Source organism: Paraburkholderia sp. SSBN10T, from assembly GCF_056619545.1.
The window spans coordinates 55,240-77,424 of record NZ_JBWQQI010000029.1 but is presented as its reverse complement, the minus strand read 5'-3'; the positions used below and the strand labels follow the sequence as shown (position 1 = coordinate 77,424).

Sequence of the window (22,185 nt, the reverse complement as noted above, 5' to 3'; positions counted from 1 at the left end):
CCCTCTAGTCACGCCAGTCATAACCGCGCGATGCATCGCGGCCGTCCGCAACACAACCTCTATGCGCAGACACAGGACGGACCGCGAGACTCGACAACCCAATCATCAGGAGAATCCACATGTCCACGCCGTCGAACGTTTCACCACCACGCCCCGCCGTGCTCGAACGCAGCGCAGTCCTCGATTCGGCGCACCTCGGCGACATCACAGGCGCCTTCGGCACGATTGCGCGCCACGACACCGCCCCGCGCACCAACTGGTTCGCACGCCTACGCACCCTGCTCGCGATCCTCGGCCCCGGCCTGATCGTGATGGTCGGCGACAACGATGCCGGCGCCTTTGGCACCTACACCCAGGCGGGCCAGAACTACGGCACCACCCTGCTGTGGACGCTCCTTCTCCTGATTCCCGTCCTGTTCGTGAATCAGGAGATGGTGCTCCGCCTCGGCGCGGTCACGGGCGTCGGCCATGCCCTGCTGATCTTCGAGCGTTTCGGCAAGTTCTGGGGCGCGTTCAGCGTGATCGACCTGTTCATTCTGAATGCGCTCACGCTCGTCACCGAGTTCATCGGCATCACCTTCGCGCTCGATTATCTCGGCGTACCGAAGTTGCCCGGCGTGGTGATCGCCGCGCTCCTGACAGGCGCAGCCGTGAGCACCGGCAACTTCAGACGGTTCGAACGCTTCGCGTTAGTCCTGTGTCTGTTGAGCCTGTTGCTGGTGCCGGTACTGGTGTCGATTCACCCGCCGGTCGCGCAGATCACGCGCGACTTCCTGATCCCCAACTGGCCCGCGAATTCGAAGCTGAGCGATGTGATGCTGCTCGTCATCGGCATCGTCGGCACGACGGTCGCCCCGTGGCAACTGTTCTTCCAGCAAAGCTACGTGGTCGACAAGCGCATTACGCCGCGCTTCATGAAATACGAAAAGGCCGACCTGTGGATCGGTATCGCCTTCGTGATGATCGGCGCCATCGCGATGATCGCATTCTGCGCGGCGCTGTTCGCGGGCCGCCCGGAATTCGGCAACTTCACGGATGCCGGCGGGGTGATCGTCGCGCTCGACAAGTATGTCGGCAAGTGGCCCGCGGTGATTTTCGCGGTGGCGCTGCTGGATGCGTGCATCATCGGCGCGGCTGCGGTCTCGCTCTCGACCGCCTATGCGATCGGCGACGTCTTCAAGATTCGTCATTCGCTGCATCGCGGCGTGGGCGAGGCAAAGGGGTTCTACTTCGTGTACTTCGGCATCATCGCGTTCGCCGCGGCGCTCGTGCTGATTCCGGGCAGCCCGCTCGGCCTGCTGACCGAAGCGGTGCAAACGCTGGCGGGTGTGCTGCTGCCAAGCGCCACGGTGTTCCTGCTGCTGTTGTGCAACGATCGCGCGGTGCTCGGTCCGTGGGTCAACTCGATGAAGCTGAACCTCTTCACCGGCGCGGTGATCTGGGTGCTGGTGATGCTGTCGATCATCCTGACGGCTTCGGTGATGTACCCGGATATCACCGGCGAGACGATCCTCGAAGTGCTCGCCGGCGGCACGCTGCTGGCGAGCGTGGCGGCAACGGGGCTGTTCCTGGTGCGCAAGCGGGGCATCAATGCGTGGGCCGATGCCCTCACGGCTTCGCTGCAGAAAGACCCGCGCGACACGTGGCGCATGCCGCCGCTCGCCGACCTGCCGCCGCCTAACCTGACGTTAAGCAAGCGCGTCTGGATGGGGGTACTGCGCGGTTACCTGATCGTGGCTGTTGCACTGGTGCTGGTGAAGGTCATCCAGTTGGCGTGGCACTGAGAACGGCGCACCGGGATCAGTTCAGGTTGCGGCCATGAAAAAAGGCCAGAGCGTTCGCTCTGGCCTTTCCACCTGCAATTCCCTACCGGTCCCGTTACCCGCGCCGGCCGTTTGGCCGTGTGCGGGTGCGTACCGGCAAGGCTCGCATGGCGGACAACGCAAACCCAAGCTGACTTGCTTAGTTCTGCGTACCCTTGTCGTTCGTGCCGGCAGCCGATGCGGCAGCCGAAACCTTGGCACGCTTACCATGCGTCTTCAGCTTCTTGTGATGCTTCGTGGCGCTAGCTGCTGCCGGCGCTGCGGCTGCCGGTGCTGCTGCGTCGGATGCTTGTGCGAAAGCCTGAACGGACACCAGCGCGAAGGCTGCGGTTGCGAGCGAGGCGATGACTTTTTTCATGTGTTAATCCCCAAACCTGAACGACTGATAGTCAATGTGAATGAAAACAGCATGGTGAAGCAGACATGGCGACGCGGCGCCTGGCGGCTCCCCGCGGGGGAGTATTACGCAGCGTAGGGCGTTTGTCATCCCATATGATTCGATATGTATTTTCCGGGAGACAGGTTTCTTTCGCCACCCTTTCAGTCTCCCGGCGCGCCATTCGGAGCGCGGTTCGAGGCGCGTCAGACCAGGTTGCGCAGCAGGCTGGCGGTCTCCTGCAAGGTCGGCAGGACCCGATGGAGCGCGGCATTTGCCGATTCCTGCCCGATCGGCATGCTGACGCTGATCGCCGCCACCACCGAACCGTGCCGGTCGCGCAATGGCACGGCGACACCGCGCATGCCCAGTTCGAGTTGCTGATCGGTGACGACGTAGCCATTGCGGCGCGCTTCGGCCAGCACCTCGCGAAGCTGCTCGATGGTCGAGTAGGTTTTCGGCGTGAAGACCTTGATTTCGTATGACGCAAGCCACCGGTCGATATCCTCCGGCGCCTGGAAGGCCAGCAGGATCAGGCCGGCCGACGACAACGGCGCCGCCGCCCGCGAGCCGAGCACGAAACCGACCGCCATCGCCCGGTTCACGCCGTTGCGCGCCACGTAGACCACATCGTGTTCGTCGAGAATCGCCACCAGCGCGGTTTCCTGCACCGCGGCCGTGATCCGCTGCAGGAACGGCTGCACGGTGCGCGGCAAGCGCGCCGAATCCAGATAGGATTGACCGAGGCGCAGCACGCGCGGCGCGAGCCAGAACAGCTTGCCGTCGGTGTCCACATAGCCGAGTTCGCGCAGCGTCAGCAAGTAGCGGCGCGCCGCCGTGCGCGATAGCGCCGCCCGGGACGCCACCATGGTCGGCGTCATGCGCGCATGTTCCTCGTCAAACGCCTCGATGATCGCCAGCGCTTTGGCCGCGCCCGCGATCCAGTCCTTGTCGTCCATAGTCTCCGCCTGAGGTTCGCGTCCGCTTCGGACACCGGCGCGTTTGCGCGATTATCGCGCGCTGCGGCTCTGTGTGGGGAGATCTTGAGCGCCCGGGAGGCGGCGCAACCGTGCTCGACGGCTATCTGCGAGACGTGACCGGCGCACACGTTCAATAGCGATACGTCGCCGCCGTCATTCCGACATGGTTGTTCTTCGATTGGACGAGCAGGCGATTGACTGACTCGCCGGGCAAACGGGTCAGCCCTCCCTCTGCGCAGACCGGCCAGCGCGGCTGCAGATGCGGTGACTAGTGCGGCGGCAAATGCGGGCAACCGCTCTGCGGGTCCAGGCTGCCGGCAGGATCAAGCCACTCACTTCACCAGGATTGCACCAGCCCCAGGCGTTCGGCGAGGTCCTCGTTGGCCGCCTTGCGGTGATCTGCCGTGGGCGGAAACACGCACCAGCAACCGTCGTCGTGCCTGAAAAAGAACAGGCCGCGCGCCCCGGCCGTCAGCGCGGTTTCGACCCGCACATAGCGTCGGCCACCCATGCGGGTACGGCTGAATTCGGTGACACGAACGGGGATCGACGGGCTCGGCGCGAGCCATTTTTCGACCAGAAAACGCAGCGACCGCTCACCTGCAGCTCTCATGATCGTCTCCAGACGCGTTCGTCCTGCTGCACCTCGCGCGCTTCGTCGGCGCTTTCGGGGGCGGAGGCTTCTTCGGCTTCGGCTGCGGCCAGTTCCATGGCGCGGTTCGTCGCCGCGGCCCTCAAGGTCCTGCAATGGGCAGAATGTCGGATGTCTGAGAGTAGACGGACAAGCTGTCGTGCTGTTCTACGTTTCATCGCACACCCCCGCACTGCACAAGTAACTTGATAAAGCACTTTAACTTTATGCCTGGACGGTGCACTGCTGTGAGGTTTTTGACTAAATAGCAACAGTCGCGGTGGAAGAAACACACCCCGGAGGTCGACACCGTCCGCTACCAATGTGCGCGCATTGGCGCGCTGCAGTATGTGCGCTGGCGACCGTAACGCGCTGGATGCAAGGACCCGTTGAACGCTCGACGCCGCCCGCGAAAGCACCGTTCAGATAACAGTTAAACGGCCGGCCGGCGGCAATCTTGAGCGGGAATGAAGGGAAACAGCACAAGGTTATCCACGTGGACCTCTGGACAACTCCGGGATAGCCGCACTAACAGCCTGTGTGCGGAATCTTGATAACCGGTGCGCGGCGCGCAACGGCGCCGAAGTTATCCCCGGCCCGTCGCGCCTCTGCACGCGCGTCCCGCATTGTTATGGTTTTGTTACAGCGTTGACGCGACGGAGAATTTGCCACTTGTTCACAGGAAGCGCCCGCCCTTGTTAACTATTACTACATAGGTATACATATGAAGTAAAAGACTGGGGAAAACTGGGCGCGGCAGCAAAAAACCTCTCCGCCGCTCAACAAATGACAGGCGCCGCGCGCCCTTATGGGCTGACAGCGGTCGAACTGGCCGCCGGCGTCATATCCGGACGGCCCAGAATATCGGGATCGACCGGCGCTGCGCCGTTACCCGAAACACCCGAAACCGCCGGCGTCTTGAGCGGAGCATTCGACGCGCTGGAGGACGGCGCCACCACCGGCGTAGTCGCCAGCACCGGTGTGGATACGACCGGCATAGGAGCCGCATCCGGAACCGCCGCTGGAGCAGGAACGGGCACAGGCGCGGGTAACGGCAGCGGCGTGCTCACCACGTCGCTTGACTTGACCGGGACCGTACGTACGACCGTCTGAAGGTAGTGATCCACCAGCGCGAAGAAGCGATCGTAGAATTTGCCCGACGGAATCGTCTCGCTAGAGATCTTCACCATCTCGTCGTTGTTCGAGTGGATCGGCAGCGACACCGAACCGAGCACGCTCAGACCGACGCTCGCCGAGGTAGCGCTTTTCTTGAGCGCGAAGCCGTTCTGCACCGCATTCACGTAAACGATGCTGGTATCGCCGGTCTCTTCACCCGGCGTGCAGACCACGTGAAACTCCACCACGATGTGCGAATCCCCGCTGGGCTGGAAATTCTTCGAGCCGTCGACGGTATCGGGATGCGTCAAGGTCGTCATATAACCCTGGCTTAGCAACGCACGGCGCGCGGCTTCGCAGGTGTCGGTGGTGCTCGCGTTGAAATTGTGGGCGAACGGGCTCGCGCCCGTGTCGAACTGTTCCGTTTGAAATTTCGGTTGCGGCGAGCTCGAACAGGCAGCAAGTACGAGCAGCCCGAACAGCGAGGCCGCGGTGGCTTTAGAAAATGAGGTGCGCATGATTCCGGAAGGCAGACTACTTAACGTCGTGGCCTGCATTGTAGAGCGGTTACCAAGCAGAGCGAAAACAACAGCCGGTGAGGTAACACGTTGATACAAAAAGCTTTGTAGGCCGTTCGTCAGGGTGGGAGTGGTGCGCGGCGCGCTGTATGGGCCGCTGGCCGCAGCGCCGCCAGCGTGCACACTGGCTGGCAAGAGCGCGTCAGGCAATCAGAAATTCAGGACGCGATCAGGATGCACTCAGGGTCGAATCACGGCGCCGCAGCCGGCGCGGCGGCCGACAGGCCGATCGAAGCGGAGTCTGGCGTCGCCGTAGCGGACGGAATGAAAAACGATCGCGCGCCGCTGGCGGGCGTGGGGCAATTGTCGATAGCGTGTGCGTCGCAGGCGGCGGTTTGCGCGGCCGAAGGGGCCGCGTTGTCCGGTTTGCCGACCACCGGCGCAAAGGTCTGAACCCGCAGGCTGACCTTCTGCGCGTAAGCCATCGAGCCGCCGTAGCTCTTTAGCGCGAGGTTCAGATCGCCGCCCGCCGATTGCATGTAGCCGTGCAGAATCGCCGAACCCGCTTCGATGTTGGCGTCCGGCTCGGTCAAGTCTTTGACGTTGCGCAGCAGCCCCCGATGGGCGGCCGGCACGACCTGCATCAAACCGGTAGCGCCACGCGGACCCTTGGCCTTTTCTTTAAAACGGGACTCGATCGAGATGATCGCCAGCAGGAGGGCCGGCGGCAGCGAATATTTCACCGCTGCGGTTTGCACGGCGCCGGAAATCTGCTCGGCTTTCGCTTTGGCGAGACCGAACTTTTGCGTCAGATATTCCGAGATGCGGTCGTGGTCGCTCTCATCGGCCATTGCAGTCTGCACGAGGCCCAGCGAAAGCATGATCAGACAGAGTAGCCGGCTCATGAGCGGGTAACGTTCGTTCGAGAGAATAAGGCCCGTATTATACCGGTGCCGAAAAAATAGGCAGCAAATCTTCAGAACATTGTCAGCTCGACGAAAATCGGTCCTGCGGAATCGGCGCCAGGGCCGAAATCGCCGGTCGTTTTCACGTGGATGTTGATTCACGCGCCCACGTCCATATGTGATGATGCTGATCAACGCTCCGTAGTCAGGCCAACCAGCATGACCAAACCCGAATTCTCCGAACCCGATAGTGCGCGTCCCGACTTGCTGTGTTTCCTCGTCGCGATTGCCGCGGCGTCGTACGCGCTGACCAACGAATGGCGAGTGGACCATGTGGTCGAATGCTGCCGTCAGTGGCTGCAGAAGAACCAGTTGGCCATGCATTGGCTCGACCGGGTACGGATCGGCCAGCTTGCCTTGAAGATTGCCAGCAAGGATCTGCTCGATGCAGGCGTTGCGGTTCGGCTGTCGAGCGTGCAGGCACTGTTTACCAGTGAGATGGAACTCAATGGCGCCAGCACGATGGTGCAGAGGATGATGGCGCTGTGCAACGAGGCACTTTGAGATCGGCGGGCTTTGAAAACCGCTGATTCATTGCAAATATAACGGAGACCTCCTTGCCTTCGCGCCAATCCCGCTCAGCGAAAGCCGACCGTAATCGCTTTATCGCTCTTTACGCGGCGATAGCCCTCGGCCTGCTGGTCGCAGCCGGGATGTTTGTCTATGAAGCCAGCGTCATCGTGAACGACGAACTGCGCGACGAAGAGGCGTTCGCAGTGCTCGGCGCGGCGAACAGGGTATTGCACAATCTCGAAGATGCGGAGACCGGCCAGCGCGGGTATCTGCTGACGGGGGATGAAAGCTACCTGTCGCCCTATCACCAGGGGGTGCAGGACCTGGACGACACGGTCCTGCATCTTCAACAGGTGGTGGTCAATGATGACAAGTCCCTCGAACTGGTTCGGCGTATCGAACACGCGAAGACGGCCAAAGTGGCGGAACTGGCCCGCAGTATCGAACTGGCCAGCTCAGGCAATCGCGCTGCGGCCATCGCACTCGTGCAGACCAACGAAGGCAAGCGGTACATGGATAGCCTTCGCAGCGAGCTCGGCCAGTTGCTGAATGACTGGCGGGAAAAGCGCCGGGTCGCGACTCGCGATGCGCACGGCCGGCTGGTGTACGGTACAGAAGCGCTGGCAGTTGTTGCTGTTCTGGTGTGTTGTCTGCTGGTCTACACACTCTTCATCCAGCGACGCGCATTTGCGAAAATTCATGCCTATTCCGCAGCGCTCGACCAGGAGGCCGCGCACGACCCGCTGACTGGCCTGCCGAATCGACGGCAGTTGCTTGCTGCCATCGACACGTTGGCAGTTTCCTCTGCGAATGGTTTGAGGCGAACCGGCCTGCTGTACCTCGACATCGACGGCTTCAAAAGCGTCAACGATGCACTTGGCCATAGCGCTGGGGACGCGTTGTTGTGCGAACTCGGCGAAGCGCTGCGTGCGGCGACGCGGCAGCAGGACATGCTCGCCCGCGTCGGTGGCGACGAGTTCGTATTGCTCGCGACCGAATGCGGTGACGACGAACAGTTGCGCCAGCTTGCGGGGCGCATGATTGCATGCGTTCGCGAGGTCGGTGACAGGAAATACGCTGGGCGATTCCAGATTGGCGTCAGCATCGGCATCGCGACTTATCCCGACCGGACCGATACTGTCGAGCAGTTGCTCGACGTCGCTGACGCGGCGATGTATGAAGCCAAAAAGGGGGGCCGGTCGACATACCGCTTTGGAGCGTCCCCAAGGCACGGCACGTCCAACGTCGTGAGAATGACGCGGTAGAACGAGAGCTTGGCGCGCGACTCAGTTCGGACTCCGCGTGACTTGCGTGTGAAGGCTCGCATCTCCAGCAATGGGCGGAACCGTTCAGCGTGACCGCTAAGATGCAGTCAGGAAACGGATTACGTACGTTAAGACGCCTTGCCTCAGAACCGCACTACTCGAATATCCAGCGCCAGCCGCCTTTTCGGATATGTCTGATCCATGTCCGGGAGACGCATTGCCGGCTGCCTGAATGGCCGGAGCGGCCAGAACCAGGGGGTTTTCGGGCGCTTCGCCGCCGAGGCAACCAGTCCGGGCACGCCATTTGAAGTTCCGGCGAGCGCCATGCGCAGAGGATCAAGTGCACCTCCGCGGATGCCTGCAAATCAAAAACCATTCTTGTAGATTACTCTACGTTGATGTAGTTTCATTTACATGAATACCTTAACGACCTGGGCCGTACTGGTCCTGACCTTTCCTACCGAGAACGCCACCGCGCGCATGCGGGCGTGGCGGGCATTGAAAGCGAAGGGGTGCGCCGTCCTGCGCGACGGCATTTACCTGCTGCCACACACCGCGGAGCGCGAGGACATGCTGCGCGAACTCGCTGGCAGTATCGATGAAGCCGGCGGCACCGCGCATCTGCTGCGAGCGCAAAGCCTGAACCCGTCGCAGGAAGCGGACTTTCGCGCACTGTTCGATCGGAATGGCGATTACGCGACCTTTGTCGCATCACTGGGGGCTACGCGGAAAACTCTGGGGGGCCAGCCACCAGCGGAGGTCGCCCGCCTGTTACGGCGTCTCCGCAAGGACTATGACGCGATCCGGACGATCGACTACTTCCCGGGCTCGGCATCGACCGACGCCGAGGTCGCCTGGGAAGACTTTCTGACGCTCGCGGATACGGTCCTGTCGCCGGGTGAGCCGCATGCAGCCGAGCGGGCCATCCGGCCGCTACGGCGCGACGAGTACCAGGCCCGCACGTGGGCAACCCGGCAACGGCTATGGGTCGATCGCGTCGCGAGTGCATGGCTGATCCGTCGCTTCATCGACCCAACGGCACGCTTCCTCTGGCTGGCTTCGCCGGAGGCCTGCCCGCCGGATGCACTCGGCTTCGACTTCGACGGTGCCGCCTTTACACACGTGAGCGAGCGCGTGACGTTCGAGGTTCTGGTCGTGAGCTTCGGTCTCGACGACGACGCGGCGCTTCTTCGGCTCGGTGAAATGGTGCACGCACTCGATGTCGGCGGAGCACCGGTGCCCGAGGCGATCGGCTTCGAAGCGGTAATGGCCGGCGCGCGGCAGCGCGGGTTGGACGACGATCAACTGCTCGATGAGATGAGTCGCGTGCTGGATTCAATCTACGCGCACTTTACGGCGCGCACAAAAAACAGCAACGCGGGAGGCCGGTCATGACCACCACGACGGCGACCGCGCCGGGCTACACGCTCGGCCAGATGGCCCTTTACATGCTGCGGCTCGGCACCTCCGGTTTTGGCGGCCCGGTGGCGCTGGTCGGCTACATGCACCGCGACCTCGTCGAGCGCCGCCGCTGGATCAGCGAACAGGACTACAAGGAGGGGTTGGCGCTGGCTCAGATGATGCCAGGGCCTCTCGCCGCACAGCTCGGCATTTACCTCGGCTACGTCCATTACCGCGTCGTCGGTGCAACGGTGGCCGGTATCGCTTTTGTCCTGCCTTCGTTTCTGATGGTCGTAGCGCTCGGCTGGGCCTATACCCAGTATGGCGGCCTCTCCTGGATGCAGGCAGTCTTCTACGGCGTGGGTGCAGCGGTGGTCGGAATCATCGCGATGAGCGCGTACAAGCTGACCAGGAAGACCGTCGGCAAAGACAGACTGCTGTGGGCGATATTCCTGACGCTAGTGGTCGTCACCGTGGTCACCGAGTCCGAAATCGCGTGGCTGTTTATCGCGGGTGGCCTGCTCAACTGGTTCTGGCGTGCTCCGCCTAAATGGCCCGGCAGGGGCGGATTGAATGCGCTTGCCGTAACGCAGGCGCCGGCTGTGAGCGGCGTCCTGAGCGGTCTCGATCTGCCACTGCTCGGCCAGATCGGACTTTTCTTCGCCAAGGCCGGAGCGTTCGTGTTCGGCTCGGGACTCGCGATCGTGCCGTTCCTCTACGGCGGCGTCGTGACGGAACACCACTGGCTCAACGACAAGCAATTCGTCGACGCGGTCGCCGTCGCGATGATCACGCCGGGGCCGGTCGTCATCACGGTCGGGTTCATCGGGTACCTGGTCGCGGGATTTTCGGGCGCTTGCGTCGCCGCGCTCGGGACCTTTCTGCCCTGCTATCTGTTCACGGTGCTGCCCGCGCCGTACTTCAAGAAATACGGCAAGTTACCCGCTATCAAGGCGTTCGTCGACGGCATTACCGCCGCCGCCGTGGGTGCGATCACCGGCTCGGTGATTGTCATCGCGCGGCGCTCCATCGTCGACTGGCCGACCGTTGCGCTTGCCCTTGTGACGCTTGTGCTTCTCTGGCGTTTCAAGAAGCTGCAGGAGCCGGTGATCGTCGTTGCGGCGGCCCTGATTGGTCTTGCTGTCTATCCGCTCATCCATTCGCACGCCCTCTAAGGGCACGCGCGTGCGCACAATCCATGAGGAACGTCATCATGGCAACACGTCGTACCTTCCTGCAGGACACCGCTGCTGCCGGCGCAGGAATCATGCTGGCCCAGGCGCAAACCGCATGTACCGCAGAAGAATACGCCTGATGCTGCCGGCTGGCGCCGACGCAAGCGCGTTGCCGATCCTCATCGGTCGCGGATTACGTGGCATTTGCGACGGATTTGTCGCCGTATTGCTGCCCGCGTACCTGCTCGCGCTCGGTTTCGGTCAACTGGACGTGGGACTGGTCAGCAGCGCCACACTGATCGGCTCGGCAGCAGCAACGATCCTGGTCGGCATCTTCGCGCGTCGTTATACACTGCGTCGCATGCTCATTCTGGCGGCAGGCCTGATGACCGCGACCGGCATGGGTTTCGTCAGCTTGTCTGCACTCTGGCCGTTACTGCTTGTTGCGTTCGTCGGCACGCTCAATCCCAGTTTAGGTGACGTCAGCCTGTTCCTGCCGTTGGAACTGGCGCGTCTCGCTGGTTCGGCCGCCGGGGACGCCCGTACGGCGATATTCGCCCGTTACAGTCTGGTGGGCGCGGTGTCCGCCGCGACAGGCGCGTTGGCGGCCGCGATTCCGGGCTGGCTCGTCGCGCATGTGGGCCTGTCACTGCTCGCAGCCATGCGCGCGATGTTCGGTGTTTATGCGCTGGTTGGCATCGCGCTATGGTTCCTCTATCGCAGGCTGCCCGAGCCGCAGTCGCAGGACCGGTCGCGCAGTGCGCCGCTGGGTCCGTCGCGGGGGATCGTCACGCGACTCGCGCTGCTTTTCAGTGTGGACGCATTTGCCGGCGGCCTCGTCGTCAACTCGTTGCTGTCGCTGTGGCTGATGCAGCGCTTTGGACTTTCGCTGGCCGCCGCTGGCCAGTTCTTTTTCTGGACAGGGATGTTGACGGCCGGCTCCCAGCTCGCCGCGGTGCCACTGTCGCGCAAAATTGGTTTGCTGAATACGATGGTGTTCACCCACATCCCGTCCAGCCTCTGCCTGATCGCTGCTGCCTTCGCACCGTCGTTGCTGTCGACGCTGGTATTACTACTCATGCGCAGCGCGTTGTCGCAAATGGACGTACCAACCCGAACCGCCTACGTGATGGCAGTCGTGACGCCGCCCGAGCGCCCGGCGGCTGCGAGCTTCACGTCGGTCCCCAGAAGCCTCGCTTCGGCGCTCGGCCCCACGCTGGCTGGTGCACTGCTGGCGATGGGCTGGACCAGCGCACCGCTTGTTGCTTGTGGCCTGCTCAAGATCGGCTACGACCTGACGCTGCTGGGAGCATTCCGGCGCGTGAAACTCACGGATTGAATTTCCCGCCATGAATGCACTCCGGACCCGCTCCGCCGCCCGCTGGCTGTTTCCTGTCGCGTGCGCCATCGCTGCCGGACTGGGGGCCGTCGTGTTCTCCGCATCAGGCGCAGACGACAGTGTTGAAATGGACGCACTTCCGTTGAAACAGGTCGCCGACGTTCCGCTGGGCGGACGGCCGACCCGGCTCGACTACGCAAGCGTCGACGCGGATCGCCATCTGCTGTTTGTCGCCCATCTGGGTGACGGCGAGGTGGTCGTGTTCGACACACGCGCCGAGCGCGTGATCGCCCGGATTCCAGGCGTGACCTCTGTCCACGGCGTACTCGCCATTCCCGAGCTGTCACGCGTGTATGCGTAGGCCACCGGCTCAAATGAAATCGTCGCGATCGACGAAACCACGCTCAAGATCACTGCACGCCTGCAGGGCGGCATTTACCCCGACGGCATGGCTTATGTACCTGACGCCCACAAGCTGTATGTCTCCGACGAAACGGGCGAGACCGAGACAGTGATCGACGTTCGATCGAACGCACGGATTGCAACAATTCCGTTGGGTGGCGAGGTCGGCAATACGCAATACGATCCGGTTTCCCGGCATATTTTCGTCAACGAGAAATCACAGCGACAACTGGTCGAGATCGACCCCGCCACCGACCGGATCGTCACACGCATCGATCTGCCGGGCGCGCGAGGCAATCACGGGCTGCTAATCGAACCGAAGCAAAGACTCGCCTTCATCGCCTGCGAGGGCAACGACAAGCTGCTGGTGCTCGATATGCACACGATGCGCGTCACTTCGTCGTTCGACGTGGGCCAGGATCCGGACGTCCTCGCCTTCGACTCGCAACTGCATCTGCTCTACGTCGCCGGCGAAGCCGGCATCGTCTCCATGTTCAAGACCGATGCAGGCCATGTGTCGAAGGTCGGCGACGGCCACGTTGGCCCCAATGCGCATGTCGTCGCAGTGGACAACTCGACACATCGCGCCTACTTCCCACTCAAGAATGTTCAGGGGCGAACGACGTTGCGCATCATGGAGCCGAAAGGCTGAGCCCGTCACGAGCCGCACCGCGGTTGTGGTTTCAACACCTTGATGCCAACACCTCGGTTACCCACCCGCCCCGCAGCAGCGACGCTGCTGTTGCATCGGCGGGCACTTCACGGAACCGAACGAGCAGAATACGCAGCAGTCGCCCGGATTGGCGTGCAGCAGAGCCTTGCAGTGACTGCACTCGTAAAAGAACTGGCAAGCATCCGTGGGCATGGTTTCCTGTCGGGCAAAACCACAATGCGGACAGGTCAGCACGGATTCCAGGACGATCGCATCCATCGCGGCCTCACTTCTGTAGAGTCGAGGGATAGCCCGCATTCGTGGTCACCCTGGTCAGAGCGTCGGACTGGGTCATCCTTGCGGCACCACCCAGCCGAACAGCCGGCGTCCATACAGGCCGCTGAGGGCCAGGAGCAGCGTCGCCACGCCGAAGTTCCACGTCAGGATCATGACCGTCGCATCGAGCGGATGAAACAGCGACAAAGCGACCGCGGTCGTCGCGGCAACTGCAAGGCTTCCCGTCATCACCACAGGCGTGGGAGCCAGACGCGCCACGTACCGCAGCATGATGAGCATCACCAGCGAAAGCGGGATACCCGTGACCGCGAGCGTCGCAAAGCAGCGTGCGGTTTCGCCCGGCGACATCCCCTCCGGCCCGATGCTCACCCAGTTCGTCAGACAGCCATAGCCAATCGTGGACATCCACACCACCACGGCGGGTGCAGGTAGCCATAGCCACCGTCGCGAGCGGCCCGGCACGCTCGCGATGAACGACGCCGTCGAGGCGAGCACGGCGGTGATCAGGGCCGCCCCAACGCTAACTACGAAAGTGGGTTGACGCAGCTTGAGCATGAGGTCAGGACGAACGCCATGCACCAGGGCGACGAGCGTCAGCATCAACGCTGCAAACAGCAGCCAGCACAGGGCCCTTATCACAGGCGGTCGCAGGCGCCGCACCGGCTTTGCGTCCGCGACCAGCGAATCGATCAGATCGGAGGTTGAGGTCATGACTTGCCACCCCGCTTTTCGATCAACCGGCGCAGATTCTTCAGCGCCCGATGCGTTGCCACTTTCAGCGCAGCAACGGACATGCCGCTCGCGGCAGCGGCGTCCTTCAGCGACATTTCGTCAAGTTTCAGCATGCGTATTGCGTCCCGTTGCCCGGCCGGCAGGTGCTCAACGGCGTCACGCACCATTCGGGCATCCACCGCCTCTTCCTGTAGATTCGCTTCGGCAACCTGAAAGGTTTCATGGTCCAGATCGAACGGTGCTTCATGCGCGCCGAGACGTCCCTGGCGCCGCAGTCCGTCGACGATGCGCCGGTTGGCGATGGTGATCAGCCAGGGGCCAAACGGTAGGGCCGGATCGTACGTCTGACGCACCGCGTGGATGGTCAGAAGAATGTCCTGAACCGTATCTTCGACATCGCACCGGTTACCGAATTGGCGTGCCGCGAGCGCCCGCAAATACGGCGTGATCGCTTCGAGCAGGCGCCGGTATGCGTCCCGGTCGCCCGCCTGCGCGTGAGCCATCAGGATCGACCAGTCGAGCGTTCCGTCGGCGCGGGTCTCGCGTGGTCCGGGAGCGCGATCAGGCACGCCTGCATCCTGAGCATTCCGTACGATACCCAACGTTGGGTCGGGGCGGTGTGTTCTGGAGGACATGCACCAATTTTGCACGTTGAGCGGCCGCTTTCCTAAAAAATAAATTTTGCGGGCGGCGTAACCTTTGCCCGTTGCCCGACGAATCTTCCTTCAGGTTGCGATTCTGCGACCTCAACCTCAGGAGGATGCGAAATGAGCAAGCAATTGGGTAAGCCGCTACTCGCCGCTTCGACCCTCTCCGCCGCGATCGGTCTCGCGCTTGCGATGCAGGCATTGCCAGGACAGGCGCAGGAGATGAAAGACATGAGCAAGATGCCGCAGGTCGTCCAGGACAACATGATGCGGATGCAGAAGAACAAGCTGGAAAAATGCTACGGCGTCAATGCGGTCGCGAAGAACGACTGCGCCGAGGGCGCCCATTCGTGTGCCGGTCAAGCTACCCAGGCGCGCGATACAAAGTCGTTCGTGCTCCTGCCGGCGGGTGACTGCTCGAAGATTCAGGGCGGCAAGCTGCAGGCAAGCTGAGCCGACACCCGCTGATGAGCATTCCCACGGTCCAGGCGCAGCAGGAGTTCAGCCCGATTCCGGTGAAGGCCGGCATCGGGCTGCGCTTTCGCCATCACCAGGCGGTGCTCGAAACGCGACCCGCAGTCGCCTGGTTCGAGGTGCATACCGAGAACTACATGGGCGGCGGTAGCGCACCTCAATACCTGGACGCGATACGCCGCGACTATCCGGTGTCGCTGCATGGCACGGGGCTGTCCCTCGGCAGCGCCGAAGGGCTTGATGACGCGCATCTGGCACGGGTGCGTCGTGTCGTCGAGCGAGTCGACCCCGGCCTCATTTCCGAACATCTGTCATGGAGCATCGCCGGAGGCACGTATATGGCCGACCTGTTGCCACTGCCGATGACAGAAGAGGCCTTGAACGTTGTTTGCCAACATGTCGATGAAGTTCAGGCCTGTCTCAGGCTGCGCATCCTCGTGGAGAACCCGTCGACCTATCTGCGGTTCAGTCACTCGACGATTCCAGAATGGGAATTTCTCGCCCAGGTCGCACAACGCACGGGTTGCGGCATCCTGTGCGACGTCAACAATATCTATGTGAGCGCCTGCAATCACGGCTGGAATGCGGCGACCTACCTCGATGCGTTGCCTGCGGCCGCGATTGGCGAAATCCATCTCGCCGGGCACAGCGTCCGGCAGCTCGATCACGGAAAGACCTTGCGCATCGACGACCACGGTTCACGCGTCGCACCGGAAGTCTGGACGCTCTATCGCGAGGCACTCAGACGCTTCGGGCCGGTTCCGACACTGATCGAATGGGATACCGGCGTGCCGCCGATTGAAACGCTGATCGAAGAGGCCGCCCTCGCCGACACTGAACTGAAAAGGCAGCGCCATGGACGCACACCCGCCAACGTTGCTTGAACTGCAGCACGCGATGCAGCGGGGCCTGCTCGACAGCACGGACGGCGGCACGTCGGCCTGGGTGATCGCGGACGGACTGGACGCGGGCGCACGGCTGGCCATTTACCGGAACACCTGCGCCAGCGTGCTCGCCACAGCCCTTCGCCCGGCCTTCCCGGCGGTGCAACATCTGGTCGGTCCGGAGTTTTTTGAGGGCGCCGCGAGGCTATTCATCGCGCAGGCTCCGCCGCGCAGTGCGTGGCTCGATGAGTACGGCGCGGAATTTCCAGAATTTCTGGCGCGGCTTCCCCAGGCAGCGTCGGTGCCTTACCTCGCTGACGTGGCACGTCTGGAATGGCACGTCAACGTTGCCCTGCACGCCCCCGACGCCCCGCCGCTCGATATCGCACGCCTGACTGCACTGAGGGAGGCAAGGTCCACGCAATTGCGTTTCGAGCCTCACCCTGCGGTACGCCTGCTGCGATGTGAATTCCCGGTCGACAACATCTGGCGTGCGGTACTGGAGCGCGATGACCGGGCCATGGCAGCGGTCAATCTCGCGGAGGGTCCTGCCTGGCTGCTCGTTCACCGGACGCAGAGCGGTATCGAGGTAATGCGTCTGGACAAGTGCGAATGGCGCCTTACAGCAGACCTGTTTTCGGGAAAGCCGTTGTCCGCGGCACTGGAAGCGACGCCATGCGACGGTGCGCACAGCGTGCTCGCCACGCTTCTGGCCAGCGGATGCCTTGCGGAGGTCAGCATTGTTCCCGAGGCAGTTGCGAGCGAGATCCGGAGGACCCACACATGACGCGCTCTCATCAACCCGGCACCCTGTCACCGGTCAATAGCAGTCGAATCATGCATCTTGCCCGATGGCTCGAGCGTGTACCCTACGCGCTCCTCGCCATCCCGTTACGCATTGCGGTTGCCACGGTCTTCTGGAACTCCGCGATGACCAAACTGGCGAACTGGGATGCCGCCGTTGCCCTGTTTCGCGAAGAATACAGATTGCCGCTCCTGCCGCCAGAACTCGCCGCCTACACGGCCGTGTCGATCGAGTTGACGACGCCGGTGCTGCTGATTCTCGGCTTGGCCACCCGGCCCGTGGCGTTCGTGCTTTTGGGGATGACAAGCGTCATCGAAGTATTCGTCTATCCCCAGGCATGGCCCACGCATATCCAGTGGGCGGCCATGCTGCTGGTGCTCCTATGCCGCGGTGCCGGACCCTTGTCCGTCGATCATTGGCTACGAAAGCGCTGGATCGGCTAATTCGTCAACGACTGGCCGACTTCAAAGACTTTGATGTTGTCGTGACGGAAACGTCACCGCCCCTTGCGTACATCGGGGAACAGTGAATCGTGGCGTATCAAGGCCCCATGACGCGAGCCGGTTAGGGCGTGACGACCAACGAAGCATGCAAGCCCATCGAATAATGGCCGGGTTTGTTGCAGATCAGTACGTAGCGGCCGGGTACCAACTTGAGCGTCATGTGCTTGCCTGTGCCGGGGGTCATGTCCTCGATCTCTCCCATTTTCTTGAACTGGCTCTCTGGCACCTGTCCGTTTTTAACCGGCAACTTGTCGGCGGCCAGGTCCGTTTTGAGGACCACGAATTCGTGTGTCATACCAGTGTCGGGTGCGTTGCTGACCTCAAACGTGACTGACCCGGCCTTCACTTGACTCGTATCAAGCTGGATCGTGTTGGTTTTGAGCAGCGTGGCTTTTATCGTCTCCCCTGCGTAACCAGGGCTGCAAACGAGGCCGAGCGCGGTCACACCAAGAAAGATCGCGGCGCGTGGACTGGGAATCATGATGTTTTCCTCTAGAAATCGCCGTGACCATCGTGCTTGTGGCTGACCGCGCTACGCATGATGTCAGGGCGGGGCGTAGCAGTGCCAAGGTCCGGACGAAGCGCCGTGACGCGACCGTGCTGCCGGTCGTCATCAACAGGCGCTGCTCAGACCGCGGTCCAGGTCGTAGTCGTCGCGCAGCGCGGTGAATTTCACGCGCGGATCGTTCAGGTAACCTGACTACTACGAAAGTAAAACGTTCAGCGCACCCGGGTTATTCCATTGTTCTAGAGATAGTGCGACTGCAACAGCCATCGACCTTCGCGAATACGAACGGTCTGAACCATGCCGCACAGCGGCGAGGTCGGCAACACGCACTACGATCCGGCATCCCTGCACATTTTGTGAATGTGCAACGCCGAAGGCATCCGACCGAAATCGTGCCCGCAATCGATCGGTTCGGTCGTACAAATTGATCGGCGCGCACGGAAAGGCGATTGCCGGATCACGGCCCACGTCATACGTCCGGCGCTGGAATAAGGCGGCGTGCTCCATCGTTTACTCATTGGGCAACCACGTCACGGGCGGCAAGCCTCCACGGCTGTCAGACCCGCGGCATGAATTTGCGCAAGCACACCGATGTGCTGGGTAACGCCGGTGACACGACGTCGAAAACGTCGGGGCTTCATGTGGCCATACATCATGGACAAACTGCTTCGTTTCGGGACATTGATCGTCTGTCTCGGCTTCGCTGCGCCTGTACTCGCGCAAACCTATGACGAGCAACCGGCGCCAGCCGACAGCACGAATTGCCGCGCAGTTGTCGAACAGGCAGAAATCGACGGCACGATGCAGCAGATCGTCGGACGTTCGTGCCTGCAAAGCGACGGGACCTGGCAGATCGTGCAAAACCCGGATGGTAGCGTGCTGTGGTACCCGCCTGCGGCCTATCCATATCCCGACCTCTGGTGGTGGGGCCCGCCGCTTTTCATCGGCGCGGGCGTGAGCTTGATCTTTGTCGATCACTTTCATCACTTTCACCACTTCGATCATTTCCATCGGATGGATCACGGTCATTTTGGTGTCCCAATCGGAGCGGGCTTTCACCGCGGTCCGTTCCCGGGCGGTGGTATGCATAACTTCGGTGGTATGAGGGGATTCGGCGGCATGCATGGGTCCGGCGGAATGCATGGATTCGGTGGCATGAACGGGTCCGGCGGAATGCATCGGCACTAGTCCAGCTTTTCCTTTGCGCGTTTCTCGCAACGCTCACAAGGGATCGTCCAACGTGACCGCTCAGGAACGCATGACGCAAGCCGCTCAGCGGCAGTAGGGCAACCGGCGGCCGTTAGCCGGCAAGGACGTCTGCTTGACGCTGACGGCAAACACGTCCATTGAGGAGTTTGTCGTGAAAGGCCTGAAGATTTTCGTCACGCTGGCGGTGTTAGCCGTCGCCTGCGCATCCGGGTCATCAGACGCCGGGCGCGTCCGGGTCTTTGTCGGCGTGGGTGCCCCTTTCGTCTATCCGGTCGCGCCGCTCCCGTACTACTACCCGCCCATCGTCGCCGTACCGGCCGCTCCGGTGAACTACGTCGAACAAGAGCAGCAGTCAGCCGGCCCGGGCCAGTAGAGCGGAGCCTGGTATTACTGCGATGCGTCCAGGGCCTATTACCCCTACGTAAGGCAGTGCCCTGGCGGGTGGCTTGAAGTGCCTCCGAAGCCCGCATCTTCCCGTTGACGATCACCCGGAAGTTCAAAACATCATGAAGTATTCAAGACTTGCCCTGTTTGCTTCGCTCATCTGTGCCAGCGCGTGCTCCGTCCTGCCGACAGCTCCGAGCGTGATGGCGTTGCCCGGCACCGGAAAGACGTTCGACCAGTTCCGCGCAGACGACGCCTCGTGCCGGCAATTTGCGTTCAACCAGGTGGGCGGAGTATCGGCCAACCAAGCGGCAACCGCGAGCGCGGTCGGGAGCGCCGCCATTGGAACGGGACTCGGCGCGGCTGCGGGTGCGGCGTTCAATGGAGGCTCCGGCGCGGCCGTGGGCGCGGGTATCGGCCTGCTCGTCGGGAGCGCGTTTGGCACGAGTGCCGCACAAGGCTCGGCCTACGATGTGCAGCGCCGCTACGACTATGCGTACCTCCAGTGTATGTATGCCGTCGGTGATCGCGTCCCGGTCCGCGGGCACATGATGGTACCGCCCGGAGTCCGGCCCTATGCACTGCATCCCCCAGGCGTGCAGCCACCGCCACCCCCGGCGGGTTGAGGTTGACACGCTTACTGGCAGACACGGATATTGTCCGCAGGCTCCAGCCGGACGACACGCCAGCCACTGCGATCCACGCACGCGAGGGTTGTTGCCGCCGTCCGGGTTCATTGCGATCGCGGAAGAAAGCGGCCTGATCATTCCGCTCGGGCGATACGTACTGGAAGAGGCTTGCCGGCAAGTCGCCCGCCGGCAGAGGGAGTTCCCAACAGAGCCGCGACTGCAGACTGGCGTCAATCTGTCCCCTCGGCAGTTTGATGATCTCAGCCTCGTTGCCGACGTGGCTGCAGCGTTCCCCAGTGCTCACATTGGACCTGCTTCGCTGAAACTGGAGGTCACGGAGCGCCTGATCATGAGGGATACGGCAAAGAGCATCGAGACGCTCCGAAGACTGAAAGACTTTGGCGTAACCATCGCAGTCGATGACCTTGGTACGGGCTACTCATCGCCGAGCTATCTTCGCAAGGTGCCGCTGGGTGTGCTGAAGCTCGACCGATCCTTTGTTCAGGGCATTGGCACGAGTGCCGAGGACGATGCAGTCGTTCGAGCCGTCATCTCCATGGCGCAGTCAACGGTGATCCACGAGCATCATGTGTCTTGTCGTCTCACATCATGCCACTTGTACTTCCAGTGCCGCCCACCCCTGCTCCACCGGTCCCGCTTGAACTGGTGCCTGGCGATGTCGCAATCCGATTTGCGCCCCCCGCCGTGGCCATGAGTGTGACGGCGGCTGCATCCGGTTCGCCGTTAGTGTCGATTGCGCCGCGAGCGACGAGCGCTTCCAGATCACTGTCCTCGCCTGGTTGGCCGACTGTGAATGCGGTGGTCAAAAAATTGGGAGTGGAAAGCGTAACGCCGTACTTCTGCTGCAGACCCTGGACCACAGCAGCCTGCGCCGTCAGAACGTCGGTCTGATTCTGCAGCGTCTGCTGAAACTGCGTGTTCGTCGTGAAGCCGGTGATGAGGCCATTTTCATTCGTACCGAGTTGTGCCGCCAGATACACCAGCAACAGATCCGTTTCTGGCGTGACGTTGTACGTGCCACCAGCGAACGCTGCAGAATGTAGCATCGTCGCGCCCGAAGTCGCAGCGATCATGCACGGCATCACTGCGCCGAACGTCGCATGGTAGTTTCCGTTCGCATCTGCTGCGACCGACATCGAGCCCCGCGTGCAGTCGATGCTAATCGTCGCGTTCGCGAGTGCCTTGCCTGTTGCAGCCGTACCGGCGATCGAAATCATCGACGTACTGTTTGTGCTACCGCCGCCACCGCCACCACAGCCGGCGAACAACGCAACGGATGCAATTAGCAGCCCTGCGCTGACAGAGCGGATAACGTGCCGTTGTCGAGTGCTCATCGAAGTCTCCCGCTGGTTCGTATATCGTTTAAACGATTTCGCGCGGGCGTCTATTCCATCTTTTGCCCAGCCCTTGATGCTGCGGAAGGCATTGCGAAGTGCCCGGGCTTAGTGCCAGAAGTACTCGCTGCTCCGCCACGGCAAATTTTCACGTCAGTCGATTGGAATATAGCGGCCTCGCCGTACGTTTATTAAGAGTGTTGACGCTGGAGAGATGATGATGAAATCGACTCGGCTATTGGCAGTATTCCTGATGGTTTTAGCGGTTGCCGCAGCGGGATGCTCGCCAAACACGAGCACGCATGGCGACACGACGTCCAGTAGTGGCAGTGGTAGCGGCAGTAGTAGTGGCGGTAGTGGCGGTAGTGGCGGTAGTGGCGGTAGTGGCGGTAGTGGCGGTAGTGGCGGATATTAACGACTGGGCTGGAATCGCAGGAGGGTCGGATTACTCGCATGAGCGACGGCGTTCCGCCTGTTTCGTGACGGCAACCGCATCACGTTCTACTGGGGGAGTCAGGAGATGGGATGCACGCTGACTGGCCGCGTGTCCAAGGCGCACTGCGGGTCATGGTGATCGACGCAGGCAGCACGCCTGGACGGGC

General features: G+C 62.1%; 25 protein-coding genes and 1 pseudogene. 16 read left to right on the top strand and 10 right to left on the bottom strand.

Features of this window, described 5'->3' with window-relative positions; genetic code table 11:
• Positions 1 to 119 precede the first annotated feature (119 nt).
• The gene (locus AC1ECK_RS32105) at positions 120 to 1,784 is read left to right on the top strand and encodes an Nramp family divalent metal transporter (RefSeq protein ID WP_480326542.1); all 1,665 of its coding nucleotides are present in this window, start codon (positions 120 to 122) and stop codon (positions 1,782 to 1,784) included.
• A 178-nt stretch (positions 1,785 to 1,962) separates the two neighbouring features.
• On the opposite strand, the gene AC1ECK_RS32100 is transcribed toward AC1ECK_RS32105, so the two are convergent.
• The 5 genes from AC1ECK_RS32100 to AC1ECK_RS32080 all read right to left on the bottom strand — a co-directional run bounded on the left by AC1ECK_RS32100 (position 1,963) and on the right by AC1ECK_RS32080 (position 6,349).
• Positions 1,963 to 2,181 carry a hypothetical protein gene (locus AC1ECK_RS32100; protein WP_480326540.1) on the bottom strand — a complete coding sequence of 73 codons (219 nt, stop codon included), beginning with the start codon at positions 2,179 to 2,181 and terminating at the stop codon, positions 1,963 to 1,965.
• A gap of 224 nt (positions 2,182 to 2,405) precedes the next feature.
• The gene (locus AC1ECK_RS32095) at positions 2,406 to 3,158 is read right to left on the bottom strand and encodes an IclR family transcriptional regulator domain-containing protein (RefSeq protein ID WP_480326538.1); all 753 of its coding nucleotides are present in this window, start codon (positions 3,156 to 3,158) and stop codon (positions 2,406 to 2,408) included.
• A gap of 358 nt (positions 3,159 to 3,516) precedes the next feature.
• Positions 3,517 to 3,792, bottom strand: a complete 276-nt coding sequence (locus AC1ECK_RS32090; RefSeq protein ID WP_480326536.1) for a hypothetical protein — start codon at positions 3,790 to 3,792, stop codon at positions 3,517 to 3,519.
• An 824-nt stretch (positions 3,793 to 4,616) separates the two neighbouring features.
• Positions 4,617 to 5,444, bottom strand: coding sequence for a DUF2242 domain-containing protein (locus tag AC1ECK_RS32085; RefSeq protein WP_480326534.1), 828 nt, complete (start codon positions 5,442 to 5,444; stop codon positions 4,617 to 4,619).
• Positions 5,445 to 5,695: 251 nt separating this feature from the next.
• A complete protein-coding gene (locus tag AC1ECK_RS32080; protein WP_480326593.1) occupies positions 5,696 to 6,349 on the bottom strand; it encodes a lytic transglycosylase domain-containing protein in 654 nt (217 codons plus the stop codon).
• 219 nt (positions 6,350 to 6,568) lie between these two features.
• Between AC1ECK_RS32080 and AC1ECK_RS32075 the strand changes: the two genes are divergently transcribed.
• The 7 genes and pseudogenes from AC1ECK_RS32075 (at position 6,569) to AC1ECK_RS32045 (ending at position 13,156) form a co-directional block, all read left to right on the top strand.
• Positions 6,569 to 6,913 carry a hypothetical protein gene (locus tag AC1ECK_RS32075; protein ID WP_480326532.1) on the top strand — a complete coding sequence of 115 codons (345 nt, stop codon included), beginning with the start codon at positions 6,569 to 6,571 and terminating at the stop codon, positions 6,911 to 6,913.
• A 176-nt stretch (positions 6,914 to 7,089) separates the two neighbouring features.
• The gene (locus AC1ECK_RS32070) at positions 7,090 to 8,187 is read left to right on the top strand and encodes a diguanylate cyclase domain-containing protein (protein WP_480326530.1); all 1,098 of its coding nucleotides are present in this window, start codon (positions 7,090 to 7,092) and stop codon (positions 8,185 to 8,187) included.
• 414 nt (positions 8,188 to 8,601) lie between these two features.
• Positions 8,602 to 9,582 (top strand): chromate resistance protein ChrB domain-containing protein, encoded by a 981-nt coding sequence (locus tag AC1ECK_RS32065; protein ID WP_480326528.1) that lies wholly within the window; start codon positions 8,602 to 8,604, stop codon positions 9,580 to 9,582.
• Positions 9,579 to 10,763, top strand: a complete 1,185-nt coding sequence (locus AC1ECK_RS32060) for a chromate transporter (RefSeq protein ID WP_480326526.1) — start codon at positions 9,579 to 9,581, stop codon at positions 10,761 to 10,763. The genes AC1ECK_RS32065 and AC1ECK_RS32060 overlap by 4 nt, the downstream gene beginning before the upstream one ends.
• Before the next feature lie 38 nt (positions 10,764 to 10,801).
• A complete protein-coding gene (locus AC1ECK_RS32055; RefSeq protein WP_480326524.1) occupies positions 10,802 to 10,903 on the top strand; it encodes a twin-arginine translocation signal domain-containing protein in 102 nt (33 codons plus the stop codon).
• Positions 10,879 to 12,102: an MFS transporter gene (locus tag AC1ECK_RS32050; protein ID WP_480326522.1), complete on the top strand. Its 1,224-nt coding sequence runs from the start codon at positions 10,879 to 10,881 to the stop codon at positions 12,100 to 12,102. The genes AC1ECK_RS32055 and AC1ECK_RS32050 overlap by 25 nt, the downstream gene beginning before the upstream one ends.
• A 10-nt stretch (positions 12,103 to 12,112) precedes the next feature.
• A pseudogene (locus AC1ECK_RS32045) lies at positions 12,113 to 13,156 on the top strand (YncE family protein).
• 57 nt (positions 13,157 to 13,213) lie between these two features.
• On the opposite strand, the gene AC1ECK_RS32040 reads toward AC1ECK_RS32045, so the two are convergent.
• The 3 genes from AC1ECK_RS32040 to AC1ECK_RS32030 form a co-directional block, all read right to left on the bottom strand.
• Positions 13,214 to 13,435 (bottom strand): GDCCVxC domain-containing (seleno)protein, encoded by a 222-nt coding sequence (locus AC1ECK_RS32040; protein WP_480326520.1) that lies wholly within the window; start codon positions 13,433 to 13,435, stop codon positions 13,214 to 13,216.
• 72 nt (positions 13,436 to 13,507) lie between these two features.
• Complete coding sequence (locus AC1ECK_RS32035; RefSeq protein ID WP_480326518.1) at positions 13,508 to 14,164, bottom strand: NrsF family protein; 657 nt, start codon at positions 14,162 to 14,164, stop codon at positions 13,508 to 13,510.
• Positions 14,161 to 14,820: a sigma-70 family RNA polymerase sigma factor gene (locus AC1ECK_RS32030; protein WP_480326516.1), complete on the bottom strand. Its 660-nt coding sequence runs from the start codon at positions 14,818 to 14,820 to the stop codon at positions 14,161 to 14,163. Before AC1ECK_RS32030 ends, AC1ECK_RS32035 begins: the two co-directional genes overlap by 4 nt.
• A gap of 132 nt (positions 14,821 to 14,952) precedes the next feature.
• Here AC1ECK_RS32030 and bufA1 point away from each other — a divergent pair, with 132 nt between their 5' ends.
• Genes bufA1 through AC1ECK_RS32010 form a run of 4 tightly spaced genes read left to right on the top strand, consistent with a single transcriptional unit; the run spans position 14,953 to position 17,438 of the window.
• Positions 14,953 to 15,285, top strand: coding sequence for a DUF2282 domain-containing protein (gene bufA1 / locus AC1ECK_RS32025; protein WP_341315648.1), 333 nt, complete (start codon positions 14,953 to 14,955; stop codon positions 15,283 to 15,285).
• Between the two features lie 14 nt (positions 15,286 to 15,299).
• Positions 15,300 to 16,190 carry an MNIO family bufferin maturase gene (bufB, locus tag AC1ECK_RS32020; protein WP_480326513.1) on the top strand — a complete coding sequence of 297 codons (891 nt, stop codon included), beginning with the start codon at positions 15,300 to 15,302 and terminating at the stop codon, positions 16,188 to 16,190.
• On the top strand, positions 16,162 to 16,977 hold the full coding sequence (locus AC1ECK_RS32015; RefSeq protein ID WP_480326511.1) for an HvfC/BufC N-terminal domain-containing protein: 816 nt from the start codon (positions 16,162 to 16,164) through the stop codon (positions 16,975 to 16,977). Before bufB ends, AC1ECK_RS32015 begins: the two co-directional genes overlap by 29 nt.
• 50 nt (positions 16,978 to 17,027) lie before the next feature.
• Positions 17,028 to 17,438: a DoxX family protein gene (locus tag AC1ECK_RS32010; RefSeq protein WP_480326509.1), complete on the top strand. Its 411-nt coding sequence runs from the start codon at positions 17,028 to 17,030 to the stop codon at positions 17,436 to 17,438.
• Between the two features lie 121 nt (positions 17,439 to 17,559).
• Here AC1ECK_RS32010 and AC1ECK_RS32005 read toward each other — a convergent pair whose 3' ends face one another.
• On the bottom strand, positions 17,560 to 17,979 hold the full coding sequence (locus tag AC1ECK_RS32005; protein WP_480326507.1) for a cupredoxin domain-containing protein: 420 nt from the start codon (positions 17,977 to 17,979) through the stop codon (positions 17,560 to 17,562).
• Positions 17,980 to 18,660: 681 nt separating this feature from the next.
• Here AC1ECK_RS32005 and AC1ECK_RS32000 point away from each other — a divergent pair.
• The 4 genes from AC1ECK_RS32000 (at position 18,661) to AC1ECK_RS31985 (ending at position 20,943) form a co-directional block, all read left to right on the top strand.
• Complete coding sequence (locus tag AC1ECK_RS32000) at positions 18,661 to 19,194, top strand: hypothetical protein (protein WP_480326505.1); 534 nt, start codon at positions 18,661 to 18,663, stop codon at positions 19,192 to 19,194.
• A gap of 133 nt (positions 19,195 to 19,327) precedes the next feature.
• Positions 19,328 to 19,588 carry a hypothetical protein gene (locus AC1ECK_RS31995; RefSeq protein WP_480326503.1) on the top strand — a complete coding sequence of 87 codons (261 nt, stop codon included), beginning with the start codon at positions 19,328 to 19,330 and terminating at the stop codon, positions 19,586 to 19,588.
• Positions 19,589 to 19,721: 133 nt separating this feature from the next.
• The gene (locus tag AC1ECK_RS31990; protein WP_480326501.1) at positions 19,722 to 20,225 is read left to right on the top strand and encodes a hypothetical protein; all 504 of its coding nucleotides are present in this window, start codon (positions 19,722 to 19,724) and stop codon (positions 20,223 to 20,225) included.
• Complete coding sequence (locus AC1ECK_RS31985; RefSeq protein WP_480326499.1) at positions 20,176 to 20,943, top strand: EAL domain-containing protein; 768 nt, start codon at positions 20,176 to 20,178, stop codon at positions 20,941 to 20,943. The genes AC1ECK_RS31990 and AC1ECK_RS31985 overlap by 50 nt, the downstream gene beginning before the upstream one ends.
• Here the strand turns inward: AC1ECK_RS31985 and AC1ECK_RS31980 are convergent.
• Positions 20,831 to 21,583 (bottom strand): hypothetical protein, encoded by a 753-nt coding sequence (locus tag AC1ECK_RS31980; protein ID WP_480326497.1) that lies wholly within the window; start codon positions 21,581 to 21,583, stop codon positions 20,831 to 20,833. The genes AC1ECK_RS31985 and AC1ECK_RS31980 overlap by 113 nt on opposite strands.
• Positions 21,584 to 22,185 lie beyond the last annotated feature (602 nt).